This window comes from Neobacillus sp. DHD-1R (assembly GCF_057747995.1).
Map to the genome: position 1 here is coordinate 2,585,414 of NZ_CM173232.1, position 16,110 is coordinate 2,601,523.

General features: G+C 38.4%; 12 protein-coding genes and 1 other annotated feature. Of the genes, 10 read left to right on the forward strand and 2 right to left on the reverse strand.

Features of this window, described 5'->3' with window-relative positions; translation table 11 throughout:
- Positions 1 to 367: 367 nt before the first annotated feature.
- The 8 genes from AC3ANL_RS12465 to AC3ANL_RS12500 all read left to right on the forward strand — a co-directional run bounded on the left by AC3ANL_RS12465 (position 368) and on the right by AC3ANL_RS12500 (position 10,744).
- Positions 368 to 550, forward strand: coding sequence for a Fur-regulated basic protein FbpA (locus AC3ANL_RS12465; RefSeq protein ID WP_488329518.1), 183 nt, complete (start codon positions 368 to 370; stop codon positions 548 to 550).
- Between the two features lie 378 nt (positions 551 to 928).
- Positions 929 to 1,435 carry a hypothetical protein gene (locus AC3ANL_RS12470; protein ID WP_488329519.1) on the forward strand — a complete coding sequence of 169 codons (507 nt, stop codon included), beginning with the start codon at positions 929 to 931 and terminating at the stop codon, positions 1,433 to 1,435.
- A gap of 23 nt (positions 1,436 to 1,458) precedes the next feature.
- Complete coding sequence (locus tag AC3ANL_RS12475; protein ID WP_488329717.1) at positions 1,459 to 1,959, forward strand: hypothetical protein; 501 nt, start codon at positions 1,459 to 1,461, stop codon at positions 1,957 to 1,959.
- Between the two features lie 270 nt (positions 1,960 to 2,229).
- Positions 2,230 to 2,473: a binding site (T-box leader), on the forward strand.
- Positions 2,474 to 2,541: 68 nt separating this feature from the next.
- Entirely contained in the window at positions 2,542 to 4,230 is a 1,689-nt protein-coding gene (locus AC3ANL_RS12480; protein ID WP_488329520.1) for a 2-isopropylmalate synthase, read from the forward strand.
- Positions 4,231 to 4,466: 236 nt separating this feature from the next.
- On the forward strand, positions 4,467 to 4,625 hold the full coding sequence (locus tag AC3ANL_RS12485) for a hypothetical protein (RefSeq protein WP_488329521.1): 159 nt from the start codon (positions 4,467 to 4,469) through the stop codon (positions 4,623 to 4,625).
- Positions 4,626 to 5,260: 635 nt separating this feature from the next.
- Positions 5,261 to 7,930, forward strand: coding sequence for a response regulator (locus AC3ANL_RS12490; RefSeq protein WP_488329522.1), 2,670 nt, complete (start codon positions 5,261 to 5,263; stop codon positions 7,928 to 7,930).
- Between the two features lie 17 nt (positions 7,931 to 7,947).
- Complete coding sequence (locus AC3ANL_RS12495) at positions 7,948 to 8,793, forward strand: CheR family methyltransferase (RefSeq protein ID WP_488329523.1); 846 nt, start codon at positions 7,948 to 7,950, stop codon at positions 8,791 to 8,793.
- Positions 8,762 to 10,744, forward strand: a complete 1,983-nt coding sequence (locus tag AC3ANL_RS12500; RefSeq protein WP_488329524.1) for a PAS domain S-box protein — start codon at positions 8,762 to 8,764, stop codon at positions 10,742 to 10,744. The genes AC3ANL_RS12495 and AC3ANL_RS12500 overlap by 32 nt, the downstream gene beginning before the upstream one ends.
- Before the next feature lie 322 nt (positions 10,745 to 11,066).
- Here the strand turns inward: AC3ANL_RS12500 and AC3ANL_RS12505 are convergent, their stop codons facing one another.
- Positions 11,067 to 11,702 carry a LysE family translocator gene (locus tag AC3ANL_RS12505; RefSeq protein WP_488329525.1) on the reverse strand — a complete coding sequence of 212 codons (636 nt, stop codon included), beginning with the start codon at positions 11,700 to 11,702 and terminating at the stop codon, positions 11,067 to 11,069.
- A gap of 263 nt (positions 11,703 to 11,965) precedes the next feature.
- Here AC3ANL_RS12505 and AC3ANL_RS12510 point away from each other — a divergent pair, with 263 nt between their 5' ends.
- Positions 11,966 to 13,897, forward strand: a complete 1,932-nt coding sequence (locus AC3ANL_RS12510) for a fructose-1,6-bisphosphatase (RefSeq protein ID WP_488329526.1) — start codon at positions 11,966 to 11,968, stop codon at positions 13,895 to 13,897.
- Between the two features lie 126 nt (positions 13,898 to 14,023).
- Here AC3ANL_RS12510 and AC3ANL_RS12515 read toward each other — a convergent pair whose 3' ends face one another.
- On the reverse strand, positions 14,024 to 14,782 hold the full coding sequence (locus tag AC3ANL_RS12515) for an IclR family transcriptional regulator (protein ID WP_488329527.1): 759 nt from the start codon (positions 14,780 to 14,782) through the stop codon (positions 14,024 to 14,026).
- 180 nt (positions 14,783 to 14,962) lie between these two features.
- Here AC3ANL_RS12515 and AC3ANL_RS12520 point away from each other — a divergent pair, with 180 nt between their 5' ends.
- The gene (locus AC3ANL_RS12520) at positions 14,963 to 16,045 is read left to right on the forward strand and encodes an LLM class flavin-dependent oxidoreductase (RefSeq protein WP_488329528.1); all 1,083 of its coding nucleotides are present in this window, start codon (positions 14,963 to 14,965) and stop codon (positions 16,043 to 16,045) included.
- Positions 16,046 to 16,110 lie beyond the last annotated feature (65 nt).

Genomic DNA, 16,110 nt, shown 5'->3' on the forward strand with positions numbered 1-16,110 from the left:
CTAGTATCTGAATTAGAGTTTTGTGATTTTCTCATAAGGCCAGTGAGTCAGTTCCCTAGTATGCTAAAGCTTTAATGCGCCGGGGGACTGACCCTGATTTTACAATCTAGGGGAAAAACATTGAAAAATTAGATCCAATCCCTCCACTGCCAGTATTGAAGAATAATCGGTTAATAAGCCCTTTTTTCTTCTTTTCTTTCATTTAAAATCAATTCATACTTTACAGGTAGGAATAATATGTTTATAATAAATTTAACAACAATATAAAAGCGAACCAAATGAAAATTTCTTAGATTGATAAATAGAACGGTTAAATCTTTCTTAAAGAAAAAGAAATAAAGCATATAAATTTGGGGGAGTGTTTCTTATGAAAAATAACGTGGAAAAGAAGAGACAAAAACTTATCAATAAGCTAATTTTTTTTAATGTATTTAAGAAAGAGGACAAACCGCTGTACGAATTACCGCTATCAAGGTTAGAGTATGAATATAAAAGATACAAATTGCAAAACCATCCACATGGGGAGTTCGATTCAATTCAGTGGGTATAATTTTTCAATAACGATCATGAATAAATAAAACAAGTGCCAGTCACAGGCCAGAAATGAACTGCACCGAAATTGTTAGACACAAATCTAACAGTTGAGGTGCAGTTTTTGTATGGCTAAATATACGTTTGAAGATAAGTTATGGGCAGCGTTTTCCTCTGATTTTAGGAATAACCTTCATTTAATTTAAAAACTTTTGAGGAAAATAATTAGGTATCTAGATTTTTTTTTTGACGAAATTCATATTAAAATCCACTCCTGTCCATAACATAAACCTAAAATGGAGCAAATATCATATATTAGAGGAGAGCCCTGGGAGGGGATATGCTATGCCATTTCAGACACAGCTACCTGGTCATGTTTTATTAGGAGAATACATTTATGACATATACGTTTAAAGAGGATTACTTCTATCAAAGGGATTCATATCTTCAAGCCATCTATGAAGTAATGGAAAGAGGAATGGCTGCAAAAGAGGTGGTATGCTCTATTACCACTGGTTTTCGATCTATTCCTTCTTTGAGAACGAACCCTGGCCTTAATCCTTACCATGCATCAGTTGCTGATATTGGTTATGGATTTGATTCAATACAGGGAACCATTTATCGACTACGAATAGGAGAATCTATTCCCCTAGCAAATGAAATGCTTGTTTTTGAACTCGATACATTAAGAATTAGTGAAAAACAATTACATCCAAATTTTGAAATGGCAGTAAAAGGGGCAGCACCTGAAGTTTACTATTTAGTAGAGCAAAGCCGATATTTGAACAAACAAATTGGTGAAATGATTAGGGAGGCTATCAGATTAAGTCAAGAGTTATTAGGGGATAAATGGCACGAGATACATTCACGTATCGAAAATATCCAAGCAATTCCACGACTCTGAGGGGAGCTAGAAACGTGCAAAATATGCCATTAGGAATGGATATGGACGAGAGACGGAGATTGCTGGAATGGTGGAATTCAATGGATGCTGCAAAACCAACCGTACGAAAACTAATGTCATTAATAACTGAATTTCGCTTACATCCAGAATCAAGTCATGCAGATGGCAAAGTCCTATTTTACAGAGCGGCGTCAGAGATTTCATATGGATACGCTGGTATAAGAGGGTGTATTAGGAGGGCATTTACAATTGAATATCGTGAGGAACTTCGGATGAATATGGTAATGTGTCATAGTTTTGCAGAAAAATATTCGGTTGATACCAAGGTGCTCCTTGAAAGGGTAGCCCAACAAATAACGGGGCAGGCTGCCTTACAACTTACTCAAAGAATTAGAGAAACATTAGCTGAAAATGATGTAATGCTAAAAGAAATAAAAAGTAAAGCGGATGCATTTTTTGGCAGAGAAACACTCCATTCGATGCAGAAGAAAGTGAAACAATCCAACCAATTGTCTAAAATCTAAGCTAGTATTCTCATTGCGTTGTTTGAGAACATCTAAGAATTAGAAAGCAAAGATTGTTTATCAGTAATTCCCCCAAAGATTTTTTTCTGGAGAAGAGTTTTATGTATTGCAGAGGCTTTACACATGACGTTATATATTTGAAGGCTTTTAATCCAAATTAGAAAACTAGAAATCCCTCTAAGTGTTATAAATTCATAATAATCTTTATTTTCGTTTAATTAATATTGACAATTCGAGTTTATCGATATATTATCGTATTAAATTAAATAATAATAAGCAAAGATTGGAAATAGTAAAAGGAATTATAAACTTGTCAGAGAGCCGATGGTCGGTGAGAATCGGTAGTTATAACCTTTGAACTCATCCAAGAGCTACTCCCTGAACATAATCAGTAGGGGATGTCGGTTTTCTACCGTTAAGAAGATAGGTGGTGATGGCCACCGAATATGAGTGGGTTAATTTTATTATAATTAATCAATTAGAGTGGTACCGCGAGCAATGCCTCGTCTCTATTTTTTTAGAGACGGGGCTTTTTTATTTGTAAATAAACTAAAAATTATATATGAAAAGGTGGGAGTCAAGATGAAAAATATCGATAAATATTCTAGAGGTTACTTTATGCCCCCAGTGCAAAGCTTGAAATGGACAGAGAAGGAGTATATTACAGAAGCTCCTACCTGGTGTAGTGTCGATCTTCGCGATGGAAATCAGGCTTTGGTCGTCCCGATGAGTCTAGAGGAAAAGTTAGAATATTTTCAGTTGCTTTTACAAGTAGGTTTCAAGGAAATCGAAGTAGGTTTTCCAGCTGCTTCGGTAACCGAATTTGCTTTTTTACGCACATTAATTGAAGAAAATTTGATTCCGGATGACGTGACAATTCAAGTTTTGACACAGTCAAGAGAACATATTATCCAAAAAACATTTGAAGCGTTACAGGGTGCGAATAAAGCAGTGGTGCACTTGTACAATTCCACATCTATGGCACAGCGTGAGCAAGTATTTAGAAAATCCAAGGAAGAAATTATCGAAATTGCTGTAACTGGAGCAAAAATGCTTAAGAAATATGCCGGTGAAACCGAAGGGAATTTCCAATTTCAGTATTCTCCTGAAAGCTTCACAGGTACAGAAGTGGAATTTGCGCTTGAAATTTGCAAAAAGGTACTTGATATTTGGCAGCCAACAGCTGATAACAAGGTAATTATCAACCTGCCTGCTACTGTATCAATGTCCATGCCTCACGTTTACGCAAGTCAAATTGAGTATATGAGTGACAATCTAAGCTATCGAGATAATGTAATTCTATCACTTCATCCACACAATGACAGAGGAACTGGAGTAGCAGATGCCGAGCTAGGAATGCTTGCCGGAGCACAAAGAGTTGAAGGAACATTGTTTGGAAACGGAGAAAGAACTGGCAACGTGGACATCGTAACGCTTGCATTAAACATGTTTTCACACGGGGTAGATCCAAAGCTGAATTTTGAAAATATCCCTGTCATTATTTCCAAATATGAAAAATTAACAAGAATGAAGGTTCACGAAAGACATCCATATGGCGGTGAACTTGTCTTTACTGCATTTTCAGGTTCCCATCAAGATGCCATTGCCAAAGGTTTTAAGTGGCGCGAGGAAAAAGAACGGCAGTATTGGGCTGTACCTTATCTATTAATTGATCCTATGGATATTGGAAGAGAATATGAAGGAGATATCATCCGAATTAACAGTCAATCCGGAAAGGGAGGAATCGGTTATATCCTTCAGCAAAAATATGGAATTGATCTACCTTCTGAAATGCGTGAGAGCTTCGGATATAGTGTGAAAAATGTGTCAGATTATAAGCACAAGGAACTTACGCCGAATGAAATCTATGACATTTTCATCAGCGAATATGTGAATATTAACACCCCAGTCGAATTTATCCGTTACAAATACACTCAAAATGGTCATTACGAAACGATTGTATCGATCCGGATGAATAATGAAGAACATGAATTTTCTGGTGTGGGGAATGGAAGATTGGATGCTATCAGCAACGCTCTTCAAACCAAACTAGGTATCGACTATACAGATTTGGTCTATAAAGAGCATGCGTTAGAAATTGGCTCAGGATCAAACGCAGTATCTTATGTAGGAATTACTGCAAAGAATGGAGCTGTATATTGGGGCTGCGGAATTGACACTGATATTATGACCTCGTCAGTAAAAGCTCTGTTTAGTGCTATTAACAACATGGTAGCAGTTAAAGATTATGAAACTCTACACTTAATTTAACTGGGGGCTTGAGTTCAGAAAGGGATTGTTTGGGCGATCCCTTTTCTTATTCAACTAACATGGCAGGTTAACAAGAAAAGGAAAATTATGTTTCTTTTAACAACACTAATAACATTTGATGTATTAAAGTTGAACAAAAAGCAAATAGAAAAAGTTAAAGAATTCCAAAAATTATGCGAAAATATTTACAATTTTTAATATAATATAAGTAATTCGTTGGATAGTTTGGAGGTATTATGATGATTTGGATTTATACATTTACACCTATCATTATTTTGGCCGCAATAGCGATTTATTTTGACAAAAAATCTGGGGCGACTTCACCTGATGAAAGAATAGCCGAGAAGTTAGAGGAATATCCACCAGAAAATCCTTTCGGACCCAATAATTTTTGACCTTAAAATGATTCAAATACAACTGATCAAAGACAATGTGAAGGATTGTATTTAAAGTAAAAGGTGCTTTACTTGAACAAGACAAAATAAAAAAGTCGATTTCCTACTAGACATTGAGAAATATTGATAGTTTAATTTGTTTTAAGAACGGAAGATTTAACAAATAGAATAGCGATTAATGAAAGCGAACTTCTTAAAACTTTCACCCTTTTAAAAGAAAACTTTTAACGAATGAAAGACCCTAACTGCCCGAAAAGCAGGACAACTGGTGAAGATGCCCAGGTTATGGCACGCCGGCTTACTACAATGGAAAACGATAAAACACTCACTATGTTGATATATCAATGTTTGTGAGTGTTTTTTATTTTGCCGAAAAGGATTGATTTCAATTCGGTTTTTGGTAGAGCAGCGGGCGGTTACTATCGGCAAGGTTCCAAACGGAACGGCGGAACGCCAAACTCTATACTCAAACAAAATTCTTTTGCAAGTTTTGTCGAAAGAATTTGCTAAAACATGTTTGAAAAGTCTGATTATTAATCTAGTAATTTTCTATGAGTTAATAGTAAACTAGAGAATATAAAAATGAAACGGCGTTTCACGATAAACATACTTAGCAGAGCGGTGAAAAAATAATTATGAAATTTAAAACAAAATTGTATTTAGGGTTTGGCTTACTGATTTTCCTGTTTATAGCTTCTCAGTTGTTCTTAATCATGCTGATGAATCAGTTGAACACGAATATGAAGCGTGCCATTCACAACTACGAACTGGAAAAGACTGTCTACAAGATACAAGATTCCCTCCAATGGTATCGCAGTGATTCCAAGGGCATATTGGCGAATCCGCCGGCTGACCTGTTAAAAGAATTTCAAGACCATAAGGAACAAAGTATCTTGGACGCAAATCATGCCATTGAGTCTCTCCGTATGCTCGACAAACGAGAAAAGTCGCAGAAAGTCATTGTTGATTTACAATCGTTAATCCTCCAACTTCGTCACTTGGAGACAAGGACCAATGAATTGATGGAACAAAACAAGGAGGAAGAAGCAAGGAAGCTATTCTGGTATGATACGTGGGATGTCATTAATAAAATGACAAAGGATTCCACCTATTTGCAGACCATTCAGGAGGATGGAATCCAAAGCGAATTTAAGCTGGCAAACACTACCACTTCCACCGCCATCAAATTTATTTTTGGCTTTGGTATTGTCGTTCTTATTTTGGCCGCGGCGATTTCTTTCTTTATTTTAAGGGGTATGACCAAAAATTTAAACGAAGTTATGTCTGTGTTCACAAAGGGTGCTTTTGACAAAGGGGACCGTCTGCCGCGGATCAAGGTAAAAACGAAGGATGAAATGGGACAGATCTCAATTGCCTATAATGAAATGGCACAGGTGCTTGAGGAACGTAATAAACAAGAAAAAGAATTAAAAAATGCCGCTGAGGAACAAAGCTGGTTAAATACAAATATTGCCGAAATCGCCACGATGTACCTTGGCATTAACCACCTTAAAGAATTATCACAGCTTTTTATTACAAAGTTGACGCCGATTGTCGGGGCAAGCTACGGGATTATTTATATGAAGGAAAACAGCGTTTTTCAAAAATATGGGTCATATGCCTACCAGGATGAACCGGTTGGGCGGGAGAGTTTCCGAGTTGGCGAAGGGCTTGTTGGTCAATGTGCTCTTGATAGGCGGCCGATTTCGCTTGATGACATTCCCGAGAATTATATAAAAATTTCATCCGGCAGTGGCGAAGCTCACCCGAACAGTATCCTTGTCATTCCTGCTGAATATCAGGGTGAAGTGCTTGCAGTCATTGAACTCGCTTCATTTAAACCATTTACTCGGCTTGAACAGATGCTGCTTAAGGAAGTCGTGAGCCATCTCGGCATCAATATAAAGAGTATCTCAAGGCATATGCAGGTGGAAAAATTGCTGCAGGAATCGCAAACCCTTACCGAAGAGCTGCAAAGTCAGTCGGAAGAGATGCAATTGCAGCAGGAAGAATTACGGACCGTTAATGAACAGCTTGAGGAGCAGTTCAAAAGCTCGGAGCAAAAGACGCATGAACTTGAAAAAATTAAAAATATGCTCGAGGAGAAAGCGCAGCAATTAATGATGAGTTCACAATATAAATCCGAGTTTCTTGCCAATATGTCACACGAGCTGCGGACACCGTTAAATAGCTTGTTGATTCTTTCACAAATGCTTTCAGAAAACATCGGTGATAACCTAACGTCAAAGCAGGTTGAATATGCAAAAACCATTCTCTCCTCTGGTCATGACCTGCTGCGGTTAATCAATGATATCCTTGATATTTCTAAAATTGAGGCCGGGAAGATGGAGATTTTACTGGAGAAAACAGAGATTCAAGAAATAAAGGCATCACTCGAGTCACAATTTTCCCCGCTGGCACGGCAAAAGAGACTAAACTTTTCCATTCTGCTTGACCCATTTTTGCCAGATCTAATCCATACCGATCCCCAGCGGCTCCAGCAAATTCTTATCAATTTGCTGTCAAATGCCTTCAAATTTACGGAGAAGGGCAGGATTTTGCTGCAGATTGAGAAAACGCAGCAAACTGTTTTTTCGGAGGAAAAGGGAAAGAATCAGGTCGAAACCCTGATTGCTTTTTCGGTAAAGGATACAGGGATTGGCATTTCACAAGAGAAACAAAAGTTAATTTTTGAGGCCTTTCAACAAGCCGATGGGACGACGAGCCGTAAATATGGAGGCACAGGCTTGGGGCTTTCAATTAGCCGTGAATTGGCCCAGCTTTTAGGGGGCTATCTGACGGTTGACAGTACAGTCGGCGAAGGCAGTACGTTTACATTATATATCCCTGGTTTACCAATTGAACCAGCAACTCTTGAGGCAGCTGTTACGGTTGAAGAACCACAGCCGGACATTAACGAAAGAGAGTCGCTTGAAGGGATGAAAATCCTAATTGTCGATGACGATATGCGCAATATTTTTGCTTTAACCACAGCGCTTGAAAGCCATTTTGTCGAAGTGGTGTTTGCGGAAAATGGCAGGGAAGGAATCGATGTTCTGCAAGAAAATCCAGATATTGACCTTGTGTTGATGGACATTATGATGCCGGAAATGGATGGGTTTGAGGCGATTACTGCTATCCGCCAGATGCCTGAATATACGAATCTTCCAATCATTGCCCTTACCGCGAAGGCAATGAAAAGTGACCGCAAAAAATGCATCGAAGCCGGAGCATCTGATTATATTAGCAAACCCGTTTATATAGAGCAGCTTATTTCCATTATGCGAGTTTGGCTATATCGATAAGGAAGGTTTATTTATAGATGGAAAAATTAATATCATTCGACAAGCGTGAAATTGAAAAGATCGAAATGAATCTGCTCCTCGAGGGGATTTATCGTTTATATGGATTTGATTTCCGCAATTATGCCGCCCCTTTTGTAATGCGTCGGATTGAATATCGAATCCGAACGGAGAAGTTGGAAGGCATTTCGGACCTCCAGCAAAAAGTTTTCTACGACCCGCTGATGATGCGCAGGTTATTTTACGATTTTTCTATTAATGTAACGGAAATGTTCCGCGATCCGTCGTTTTTTTTAGCGTTTCGGACAAAGGTTGTTCCGCTCCTGCGCAACTATCCCAGGATTCGGATTTGGCATGTCGGCTGTGCGACGGGTGAAGAGGTCTTGTCGATGGCGATTCTACTGCACGAGGAAGGCCTTTATGAAAAAACAAGACTCTACGCCACCGATATGGGCGAGGCAGTCCTGGAGCAGGCAAGAAAAGCGATGATTCCCTTATACAAAATGAAAAATTATACGAAAAACTACCTAGAGGCAGGCGGGACGAGTGCTTTTTCCGAATACTATGTAGCCCGGGAGTCAAGCGCCGCATTCCACCCTTTTCTTACGGAAAATGTAGTGTTTGCTCAGCATAATTTAGTTACAGACCAATCGTTTAATGAATTTCATGTCATCATTTGCCGTAATGTCATGATTTATTTTAATAAATCGCTGCAAAACCGTGTGCTGCACCTGCTGCATGAAAGTCTATCAGCTTCGGGATTCCTTGGCTTGGGAAGTAAGGAGGGAATCCTGTTTACCGATATCGCAAATTACTATGAGGAAGTCGATTCAAATGAGAAACTCTACCGTAAAGTCCATCCATAATCCCCCATCTGTGGATCAAGTCAATATTTTAATGGTCGATGACCGTCCAGAAAATTTGCTCGCATTAGAGGCCGTTCTAGCATCGCCGGATTATCGGTTAGTGAAGGCAGGATCTGGCGAGGAAGCGTTGAAATGCGTGCTGAAGGAGAATTTTGCCGTGATTTTGTTAGATGTACAGATGCCTGGACTGAACGGCTTTGAAACCGCAAAATTGATTAAGGCGCGGGGAAAATCAAAGTTTGTTCCGATTATTTTTATTACGGCCATCAGTCAAACGACCGAGCATGTCCTAAAGGGGTATAACTTGGGGGCGGTTGATTATATCTTTAAGCCGTTTCATCCGGAGACGTTACAGTTAAAGGTTCAGGAGTTTGTTAAAATCCATCAAAACCATGATCGGAAGGAAATGCTGCGGCAGCAGGAGCTTCTTGATGTGAACGCCAAGCTGAACAAGACTACCCTTGATTTACAAAAAAATGAAGAACTGGCCCGAGTGATAGGGGAAACGCTTATTGACACGATTATTACATTTGACCGGGAAGGGACAGTTATATCGGTCAATTCAGCAGGCCAAAGTTTATTTGGCTATTCGGTAGAGGAATTTTTAGGACTTAAAATGGCGGATCTTTTTGCAACAATGTGGGATTCCATTGGATCTTGCGTAGGAAAAATGCTTGAGGCTGTTGCTAAGCATAAAAATGAACGCCACTTTCCTGTCGAGCTGCAAATCGGTGAGGCTGTTATCCATGATGAGCATTTCTACGTTTGTTCGCTGCGCGATATTACCGAGCGGAAGCAGCAATACGAGCTTCTTGAGCGGCTGGTGGAAGAGCGGACGAATGAACTTGTCATTGCCAACGAAAAGCTCCGCAAAGAAATCGAGGTCCGCAAGCAATTTGAAGAAGAACTGCGAAAGGAAATTGACGTCCGGAAACAATTTGCTGAAGACCTGCGCCTGTCGAAGGAGCATTTTTATAAAATTTTTCAATCCAGCCCGTGCCTAATTGAAATTCGTTCGCTGACAGACGACAGATACTTGGACGTCAATGCAAGCTGGCTGAAATTTACCGGTTATACCGCCGAGGAAGTCATCGGCCGGCAGCAGGAGGTTTTACCTGTTGGTTACAAAGAATCCCTGCAAAATGAAAAGATTCATTACCAAACCAAATCAGGAGTGAAGCGGCAGGGCATATTGGCTACAGAAATCATAGGGGTGAATGGGGAAAGTTGTGTTCTCAGTGTGATTACCGATGTAACCGAACTTGAACAATTGGAAGCGAAAATGGCGCGCCTGGACCGCCTCAATTTAATTGGCGAAATGGCGGCAGGGATTGCGCATGAAATCAGGAATCCGATGACTACCGTCAAGGGCTTTTTGGAGCTATCGAAAAAAAGCAACGACAATCTATCTAACCAATATATTGATTTAATGCTGTCTGAATTGGACCGGGCTAATTCGATTATTTCCGAATTTCTCAATTTAGCGAAAAACAAGCAATCCAATAAGAAGTGGCAGTACCTGAATCCGATTATTGAGGGACTCTACCCATTAATCAAGGCAGAAGCGCTGCTGGCGGATAAAACGGTCACCCTGATGTTATCGGAAGTCCCGAGGCTTGAGCTTGATGAAAAAGAAATTAGCCAGCTGATTCTTAATCTTTCCTTGAATGGCCTTGAGTCGATGGCTGCTGGCGGGGAATTGACAATTAAGACTTATCTTGAGGAGCAGGATGTAGTGTTAGAAATCGAAGATCAAGGCTGCGGCATCGAACCTGAGCTGCTCGAAATGATTGGGACGCCGTTTTTCACTACCAAAGATTATGGGACTGGCTTGGGTCTGCCCATCTGCTATAGTGTCGCCGAACGTCATCGTGCCGTTCTCGATCTGGAATCAAACAGTGAAGGAACTGCTTTTTATATCCGTTTTCAGGAAAGGGAAAGAGTTTACTAGACAGTGAACTTATATTTAGTATGATCTTTGACCGTATTCATCGTAAATAACGAAACAAAAACAGCATATTTTCTAACTTTGTTTACTTATTATCTTCAGTAAATATTTATAGTTTTCACCCTTAACAAACATAGGACTTTATTTGGAGGGTGGGTATGATAGGATTGGCTGCATGATGAAACAACTGCATCAGCCTTTCAATTCAAATCGTACCCACGGAGGCTCCAAGTCAAGTCCTTAAATGCCTTATCTATTTATCAGGTCTAACAGTTTTTATATTATTGGACAAAAAAAGAGCATTGAATTCAATGCTCTTTGATACTTATGATGCTGCTTTCGTTTTTAATAATTTAATTCCCATTGCGATAAAAACAATTCCTGTTAATCTATTTAAAACAGTTGAAACTTTGGAATTCCCTCTTAGTTTATTCGTTGCCATGGAGGAAAAATAGGCAGTAATTAAACACCATATTCCACCTGTCATGGTAAAGGTCAGTCCTAAAATAATAAACGGTATAGGGCTGGAAACACCAGCATGAGTATGAATAAATTGCGGTAGAAAAGCTAGGAAAAACAAAGCAACCTTTGGGTTAGTGACGTTCGTTACCAGTCCTTGTAGGAAGATCTTTTTATTGCTTAGCTTTGGTAATGATTGTTGTTCTTTCACTGTGTTTTTTGAAATTAACATCTTAATACCTAAATAAGCTAAATAAATGGCACCTACTATTTTGATTAAATTGAACAAAAAAGTGGATTGCGTTAAAATAACGGATAGTCCAAATGCAGCTAGTAACGTATGAACCACAATTCCAGCGGAAATACCAAGGGCTGAATAAATCCCTGCCATTCTACCTTGAGAAATACTTCTACTCACAATATACATGGTGTCAGTACCAGGAGTTAAATTCAACAATATCGCTGAAACTAAAAAGACCTCGAAGTTAAAAATCCCAAACATTTTAAATCCTCCTTGCCATGATCTTAATATTAAATTATTTTATACCAATATAGATTCTTTTCCTATAAGTTTTTTGAAAATTAATAAAATAATGAACCACAATAGGGTGTTTTCCGCTTTAGCTCGCAAACAGCAAAAATACAGGATAGGTTTTATGGTTAAAGATATTACGATATAATATATTTATTTATCCCTTATAATAGTATTAATGAAATTTGTCATTATGATTAATGGCAGTCAAGTTTGAAAGGAGATATTTATCTTTGAACGCAAAATATCTAGATTTATTGGCCCAGAAATATGATAGTGCAGAAAAAGTAGTAACAGAAATTATTAATCTTGAATCCATCTTAAACCTGCCAAAGGGGACTGAACATTTTGTCAGTGATCTACATGGGGAGTATGATGCCTTTCAACATGTATTAAGAAATGGTTCAGGGAAGGTAAAAGAGAAAATCAATGATCTGTTTCAAGATAGTTTATCTGAATATGAAAGAAATGAAATTGCCACATTAATTTATTACCCAGAGGAAAAACTCAAGTTAATTAAAAGTCATTGTGGTAATGAACAAGTATTAAACCAGTGGTATACAGATATTATAGAGCAAATGATTAAGCTCATTTCTTATGCCTCCTCTAAATACACACGCTCTAAGTTACGTAAAGCTTTGCCGAATCAGTTTGTGTATATCATTGAAGAGCTGCTCTACAAAAAAGAGGATTCCACCAATAAGGACGATTATTATTCAAAAATTGTCCAGCAGATCATCACCCTGGCTCAGGCTGATCAACTGATCATAGGTCTTGCTTATACGACACAAAGACTAGTAGTCGACCATCTTCATGTAGTAGGTGATATTTACGATCGTGGACCCGAGCCCGATAAAATTATGGAAACACTAATCGGTTACCATTCGGTTGATATTCAATGGGGAAACCACGATGTCTTATGGCTGGGTGCCTTTGCTGGATCAAAGGTATGTCTGGCAAATATTATTCGTATTTGTGCCAGATACAACAATTTGGATATTATTGAAGACGTATATGGAATCAATCTAAGACCATTACTTAATCTAGCGGAAGAGTACTATGAAGACAATCCAGCTTTTAGACCTAAGGTCCAATCTGATAAAAGTCTATCTGAGCATGAACAATTGCAAATTACGAAAATTCATCAAGCCATCGCCATGATTCAATTCAAACTGGAAATCCCGATCATCAAGAGGCGCCCGTATTTTAATATGTCAGAAAGGCGATTGCTTGAGAAAATTGATTATGAAAAAAACGAAATAACCATACAGGGGAAAACCTACCCGTTAGTAAATACTTGCTTTGCAACGGTTAATCCAGAGCAGCCTGATCAATTATTAGATGAGGAAGAACAAGTAATAGAAAAATTGTTATTTTCTGTGCAGCATTCCGAAAAGCTGGCTAGGCATATGAAATTCCTAATGAAAAAAGGCAGCCTTTATTTGAAATATAACGGTAACTTGTTAATTCATGGGTGCATTCCTTTAGATGAAGAAGGAAATATGGAAAAAATGACGATTGAGAATAAAACGTATGCAGGCCGTGAATTACTTGATACGTTTGAATATAATTTACGCTATTCTTTTGAACACCCAGAAATGACGGATGACCTGGCAACAGATATGGTTTGGTATTTATGGACCGGAGAATACTCATCCCTCTTTGGAAAAAGAGCAATGACCACCTTTGAAAGGTACTTTATTAAAGAGAAGGAAACGCATAAGGAGAAAAAGAACCCTTACTATTATTTACGTGAGAATGAAGAAATTTGCAAAAAAATCCTTGCTGAATTTGATCTCAACCCTCAGCAAGGTCATATTATCAACGGCCATACACCAGTGAAAGAAATTGAGGGAGAGAATCCCATTAAAGCGAATGGAAGAATGATTGTCATCGATGGCGGTTTCTCAAAACCATATCAATCTGTAACCGGTATAGCGGGGTATACACTACTTTATAATTCCTACGGCATGCAATTGGTTGCGCATAAGCAATTTCGTTCAAGATATGATGTATTGTGTAACGGGGCGGATGTATTATCTGTAAAAAGAGTAGTAGATAAAGAATTGGTGAGAAAAAAGGTAAGAGAAACGAATATTGGCAAAGAACTATTACAGGAAATTTCCATTTTAAATAGTTTGAGGGAATATCGTTATATGGATTAACAAAAAGCTGACAACCCCACCGCTTGACAGGTTTAATAAATTTAACATTGATAGTTCTAATTTAGTAAGCAAGAGTCGGCCTTTTCATATTGGCCGACTCTTTTGGTGTTAGAATAGTTTTCTAGTTTATCGATACCCTAGGTCTTCTGATAATTCATGTGAAATTTTAAGGAGTTCAGTTGTAACCTTGGAGCCTTTTGAAATGTCGATTGCTTCGGATAATCCAATGACACACAAGGCTGCTACTAGTTCTGCTTTCTGATCAAACACAGGAGCCGCTACTGCGGTAATACCTGGTATATAAGATTCTGTATAGGCATAATTCTCCTTTTTGACAAAGGATAAGATTGACTCAAATGCTGAGTCGGATAGCAGACCTTCTTCCAGTTCTTTGTTAATTAAATGACGTGTTTTTTCTTCAGGATAAAACGCTGCGAATACATTTCCTGTTGCACTAGTTGTCAATTTAGCGACAGAACCCACTTTAACATTAATATTTATCGGTTTTTTACTTTCTTCCCAGCCGATAAATATAGGGCCTATTTCTTCGACCCAGATAGCTAGTGCTACAGTTTCATCTAATATATTATTTAGCTTTTTTATATAGGGAAGGGCCTTCAGGTGAATATCTACTTTTCCCATCGCGTGTACTCCGATAGCAAGTAATTCACTCCCCAATGAGTAACGTAAATCCTGTCCCTTTTTTAGAAATCCAATCCGGCATAAGCTAATTAGATACCGATAAAGTTGGCTTCTTGGCATATTACATAAATTGGATAGTTCTGTTATGGTTAATGCTTTCTCTGCTAATGAAACAACTTTTACAATTGAAAACCCTATTTCAATCGATTGAATCCCTTTTTTTTCTTCCTCGTTGGTACTCATATAGTAAACCTCATTTCCTTCTTTCTTGTATTTATATTTTATCATTAAAAAAAAAATCAACTTAATTTACAGAAAAATCTAAAAAGTGGTTGACACTTGTTTTAATTTTCAGATATATTGTTAATTAGTAACCTATCGTTAACGCAGTTAACCATAGTTTAACAAAAAGGAGGAATAAAAATGAAATTTGGCTACTTTACATTGACGGATAACCCAAGTATTTATGGAGATGAAAGAAAAAATTCAAACCAAATGATTCTTGATCTTGTTGAACAGTGCGTGTATGCCGAAGAGTTAGGATTTAACTCAGTATGGGTACCGGAGCATCATTTTAGTGCTTTAGGTGTTTTACCGTCTCCATCTGTTTTCTTAGCACATGTAGCAGCAAGAACAAGTAAAGTTCAACTTGCGCCAGCTACGGTTTTATTACCAGCTAGTCACCCAATTCGTATGGCCGAAGAATATGCCTTGCTTGATTTATTAAGTGATGGAAGAGCGATTTTCTCAGCGGGAAGAGGGTACGATAAGCGGGAATATGATGTGTTCCAAGTAGACTTCAATGATAGCCGAGAAATCTTTTTTGAGCAGTTAGACATTATTAAAAAGGCGTGGACACAGCCTTCTATCTCGTATAACGGAAAATACTATGCATTCCCTGAAATTGAGTTAACGCCTACACCTGTTCAAGATCCTCACCCGCCGATTTATGTAGCCGCTTTCAGTGAACCGTCTGTCTTAAAAGCAGCAGAAATGGGTGAAAATGTTATTTTTGCTCCGTTTGCAGCGTCGATGGTATTTGGAAGCGTTGCCGGAGCGGTCAATAAGTTTAAAGAGGAGTCTGCTAAGCATGGTTTTGAAAACAAGCAAGCAAAGTGTTCCTTTTTCTTAAATGTCACGGAATCTGAAGAAGAAGTCGTGCGTACGAAAACGCGGATGCTTAAATATTTTAGAGGGTTGGTTCCTGCCTTCCCTGGTGACCCAAAAACGGCTCCACCACATATTCGTTATTTTGTTGACATTGTCGAAAAACTAAACAATATGCAAATTGAAGATTTGAGCGAAACTAGCATTATTGTTGGTGATGCGAACTATGTCACAGCGAAGTTAAAAGAAATAGAAGAAACAGGAATTGATGAAGTTATTATATATTTCGATTTTGGCGGCCTGTCCCATGAGGAAACAAAGGCAGCTATGGAGCGATTTGCAACCCAAGTAATGCCTAACTTTGAAGGACAAAATATCAAAGTAGAATCCATGATCTAACGTAAAAGGGCAGACAAGGGAGGAAGCCTATCTCCCTTGTCTAAGCAGAAAATGAGGTGAAAAAA

What these genes read in the sequence shown, in the direction of transcription:
- AC3ANL_RS12480 (WP_488329520.1), top strand. Translation starts at nt 2,542, where the DNA reads ATGAAAAATATCGATAAATATTCTAGAGGTTACTTTATGCCCCCAGTG.
- AC3ANL_RS12520 (WP_488329528.1), top strand. Translation starts at nt 14,963, where the DNA reads ATGAAATTTGGCTACTTTACATTGACGGATAACCCAAGTATTTATGGA.
- AC3ANL_RS12505 (WP_488329525.1), bottom strand. Translation starts at nt 11,702, where the DNA reads ATGTTTGGGATTTTTAACTTCGAGGTCTTTTTAGTTTCAGCGATATTG.
- AC3ANL_RS12500 (WP_488329524.1), top strand. Translation starts at nt 8,762, where the DNA reads ATGAGAAACTCTACCGTAAAGTCCATCCATAATCCCCCATCTGTGGAT.
- AC3ANL_RS12465 (WP_488329518.1), top strand. Translation starts at nt 368, where the DNA reads ATGAAAAATAACGTGGAAAAGAAGAGACAAAAACTTATCAATAAGCTA.
- AC3ANL_RS12495 (WP_488329523.1), top strand. Translation starts at nt 7,948, where the DNA reads ATGGAAAAATTAATATCATTCGACAAGCGTGAAATTGAAAAGATCGAA.
- AC3ANL_RS12490 (WP_488329522.1), top strand. Translation starts at nt 5,261, where the DNA reads ATGAAATTTAAAACAAAATTGTATTTAGGGTTTGGCTTACTGATTTTC.
- AC3ANL_RS12485 (WP_488329521.1), top strand. Translation starts at nt 4,467, where the DNA reads ATGATGATTTGGATTTATACATTTACACCTATCATTATTTTGGCCGCA.
- AC3ANL_RS12515 (WP_488329527.1), bottom strand. Translation starts at nt 14,782, where the DNA reads ATGAGTACCAACGAGGAAGAAAAAAAAGGGATTCAATCGATTGAAATA.
- AC3ANL_RS12470 (WP_488329519.1), top strand. Translation starts at nt 929, where the DNA reads ATGACATATACGTTTAAAGAGGATTACTTCTATCAAAGGGATTCATAT.
- AC3ANL_RS12475 (WP_488329717.1), top strand. Translation starts at nt 1,459, where the DNA reads ATGCCATTAGGAATGGATATGGACGAGAGACGGAGATTGCTGGAATGG.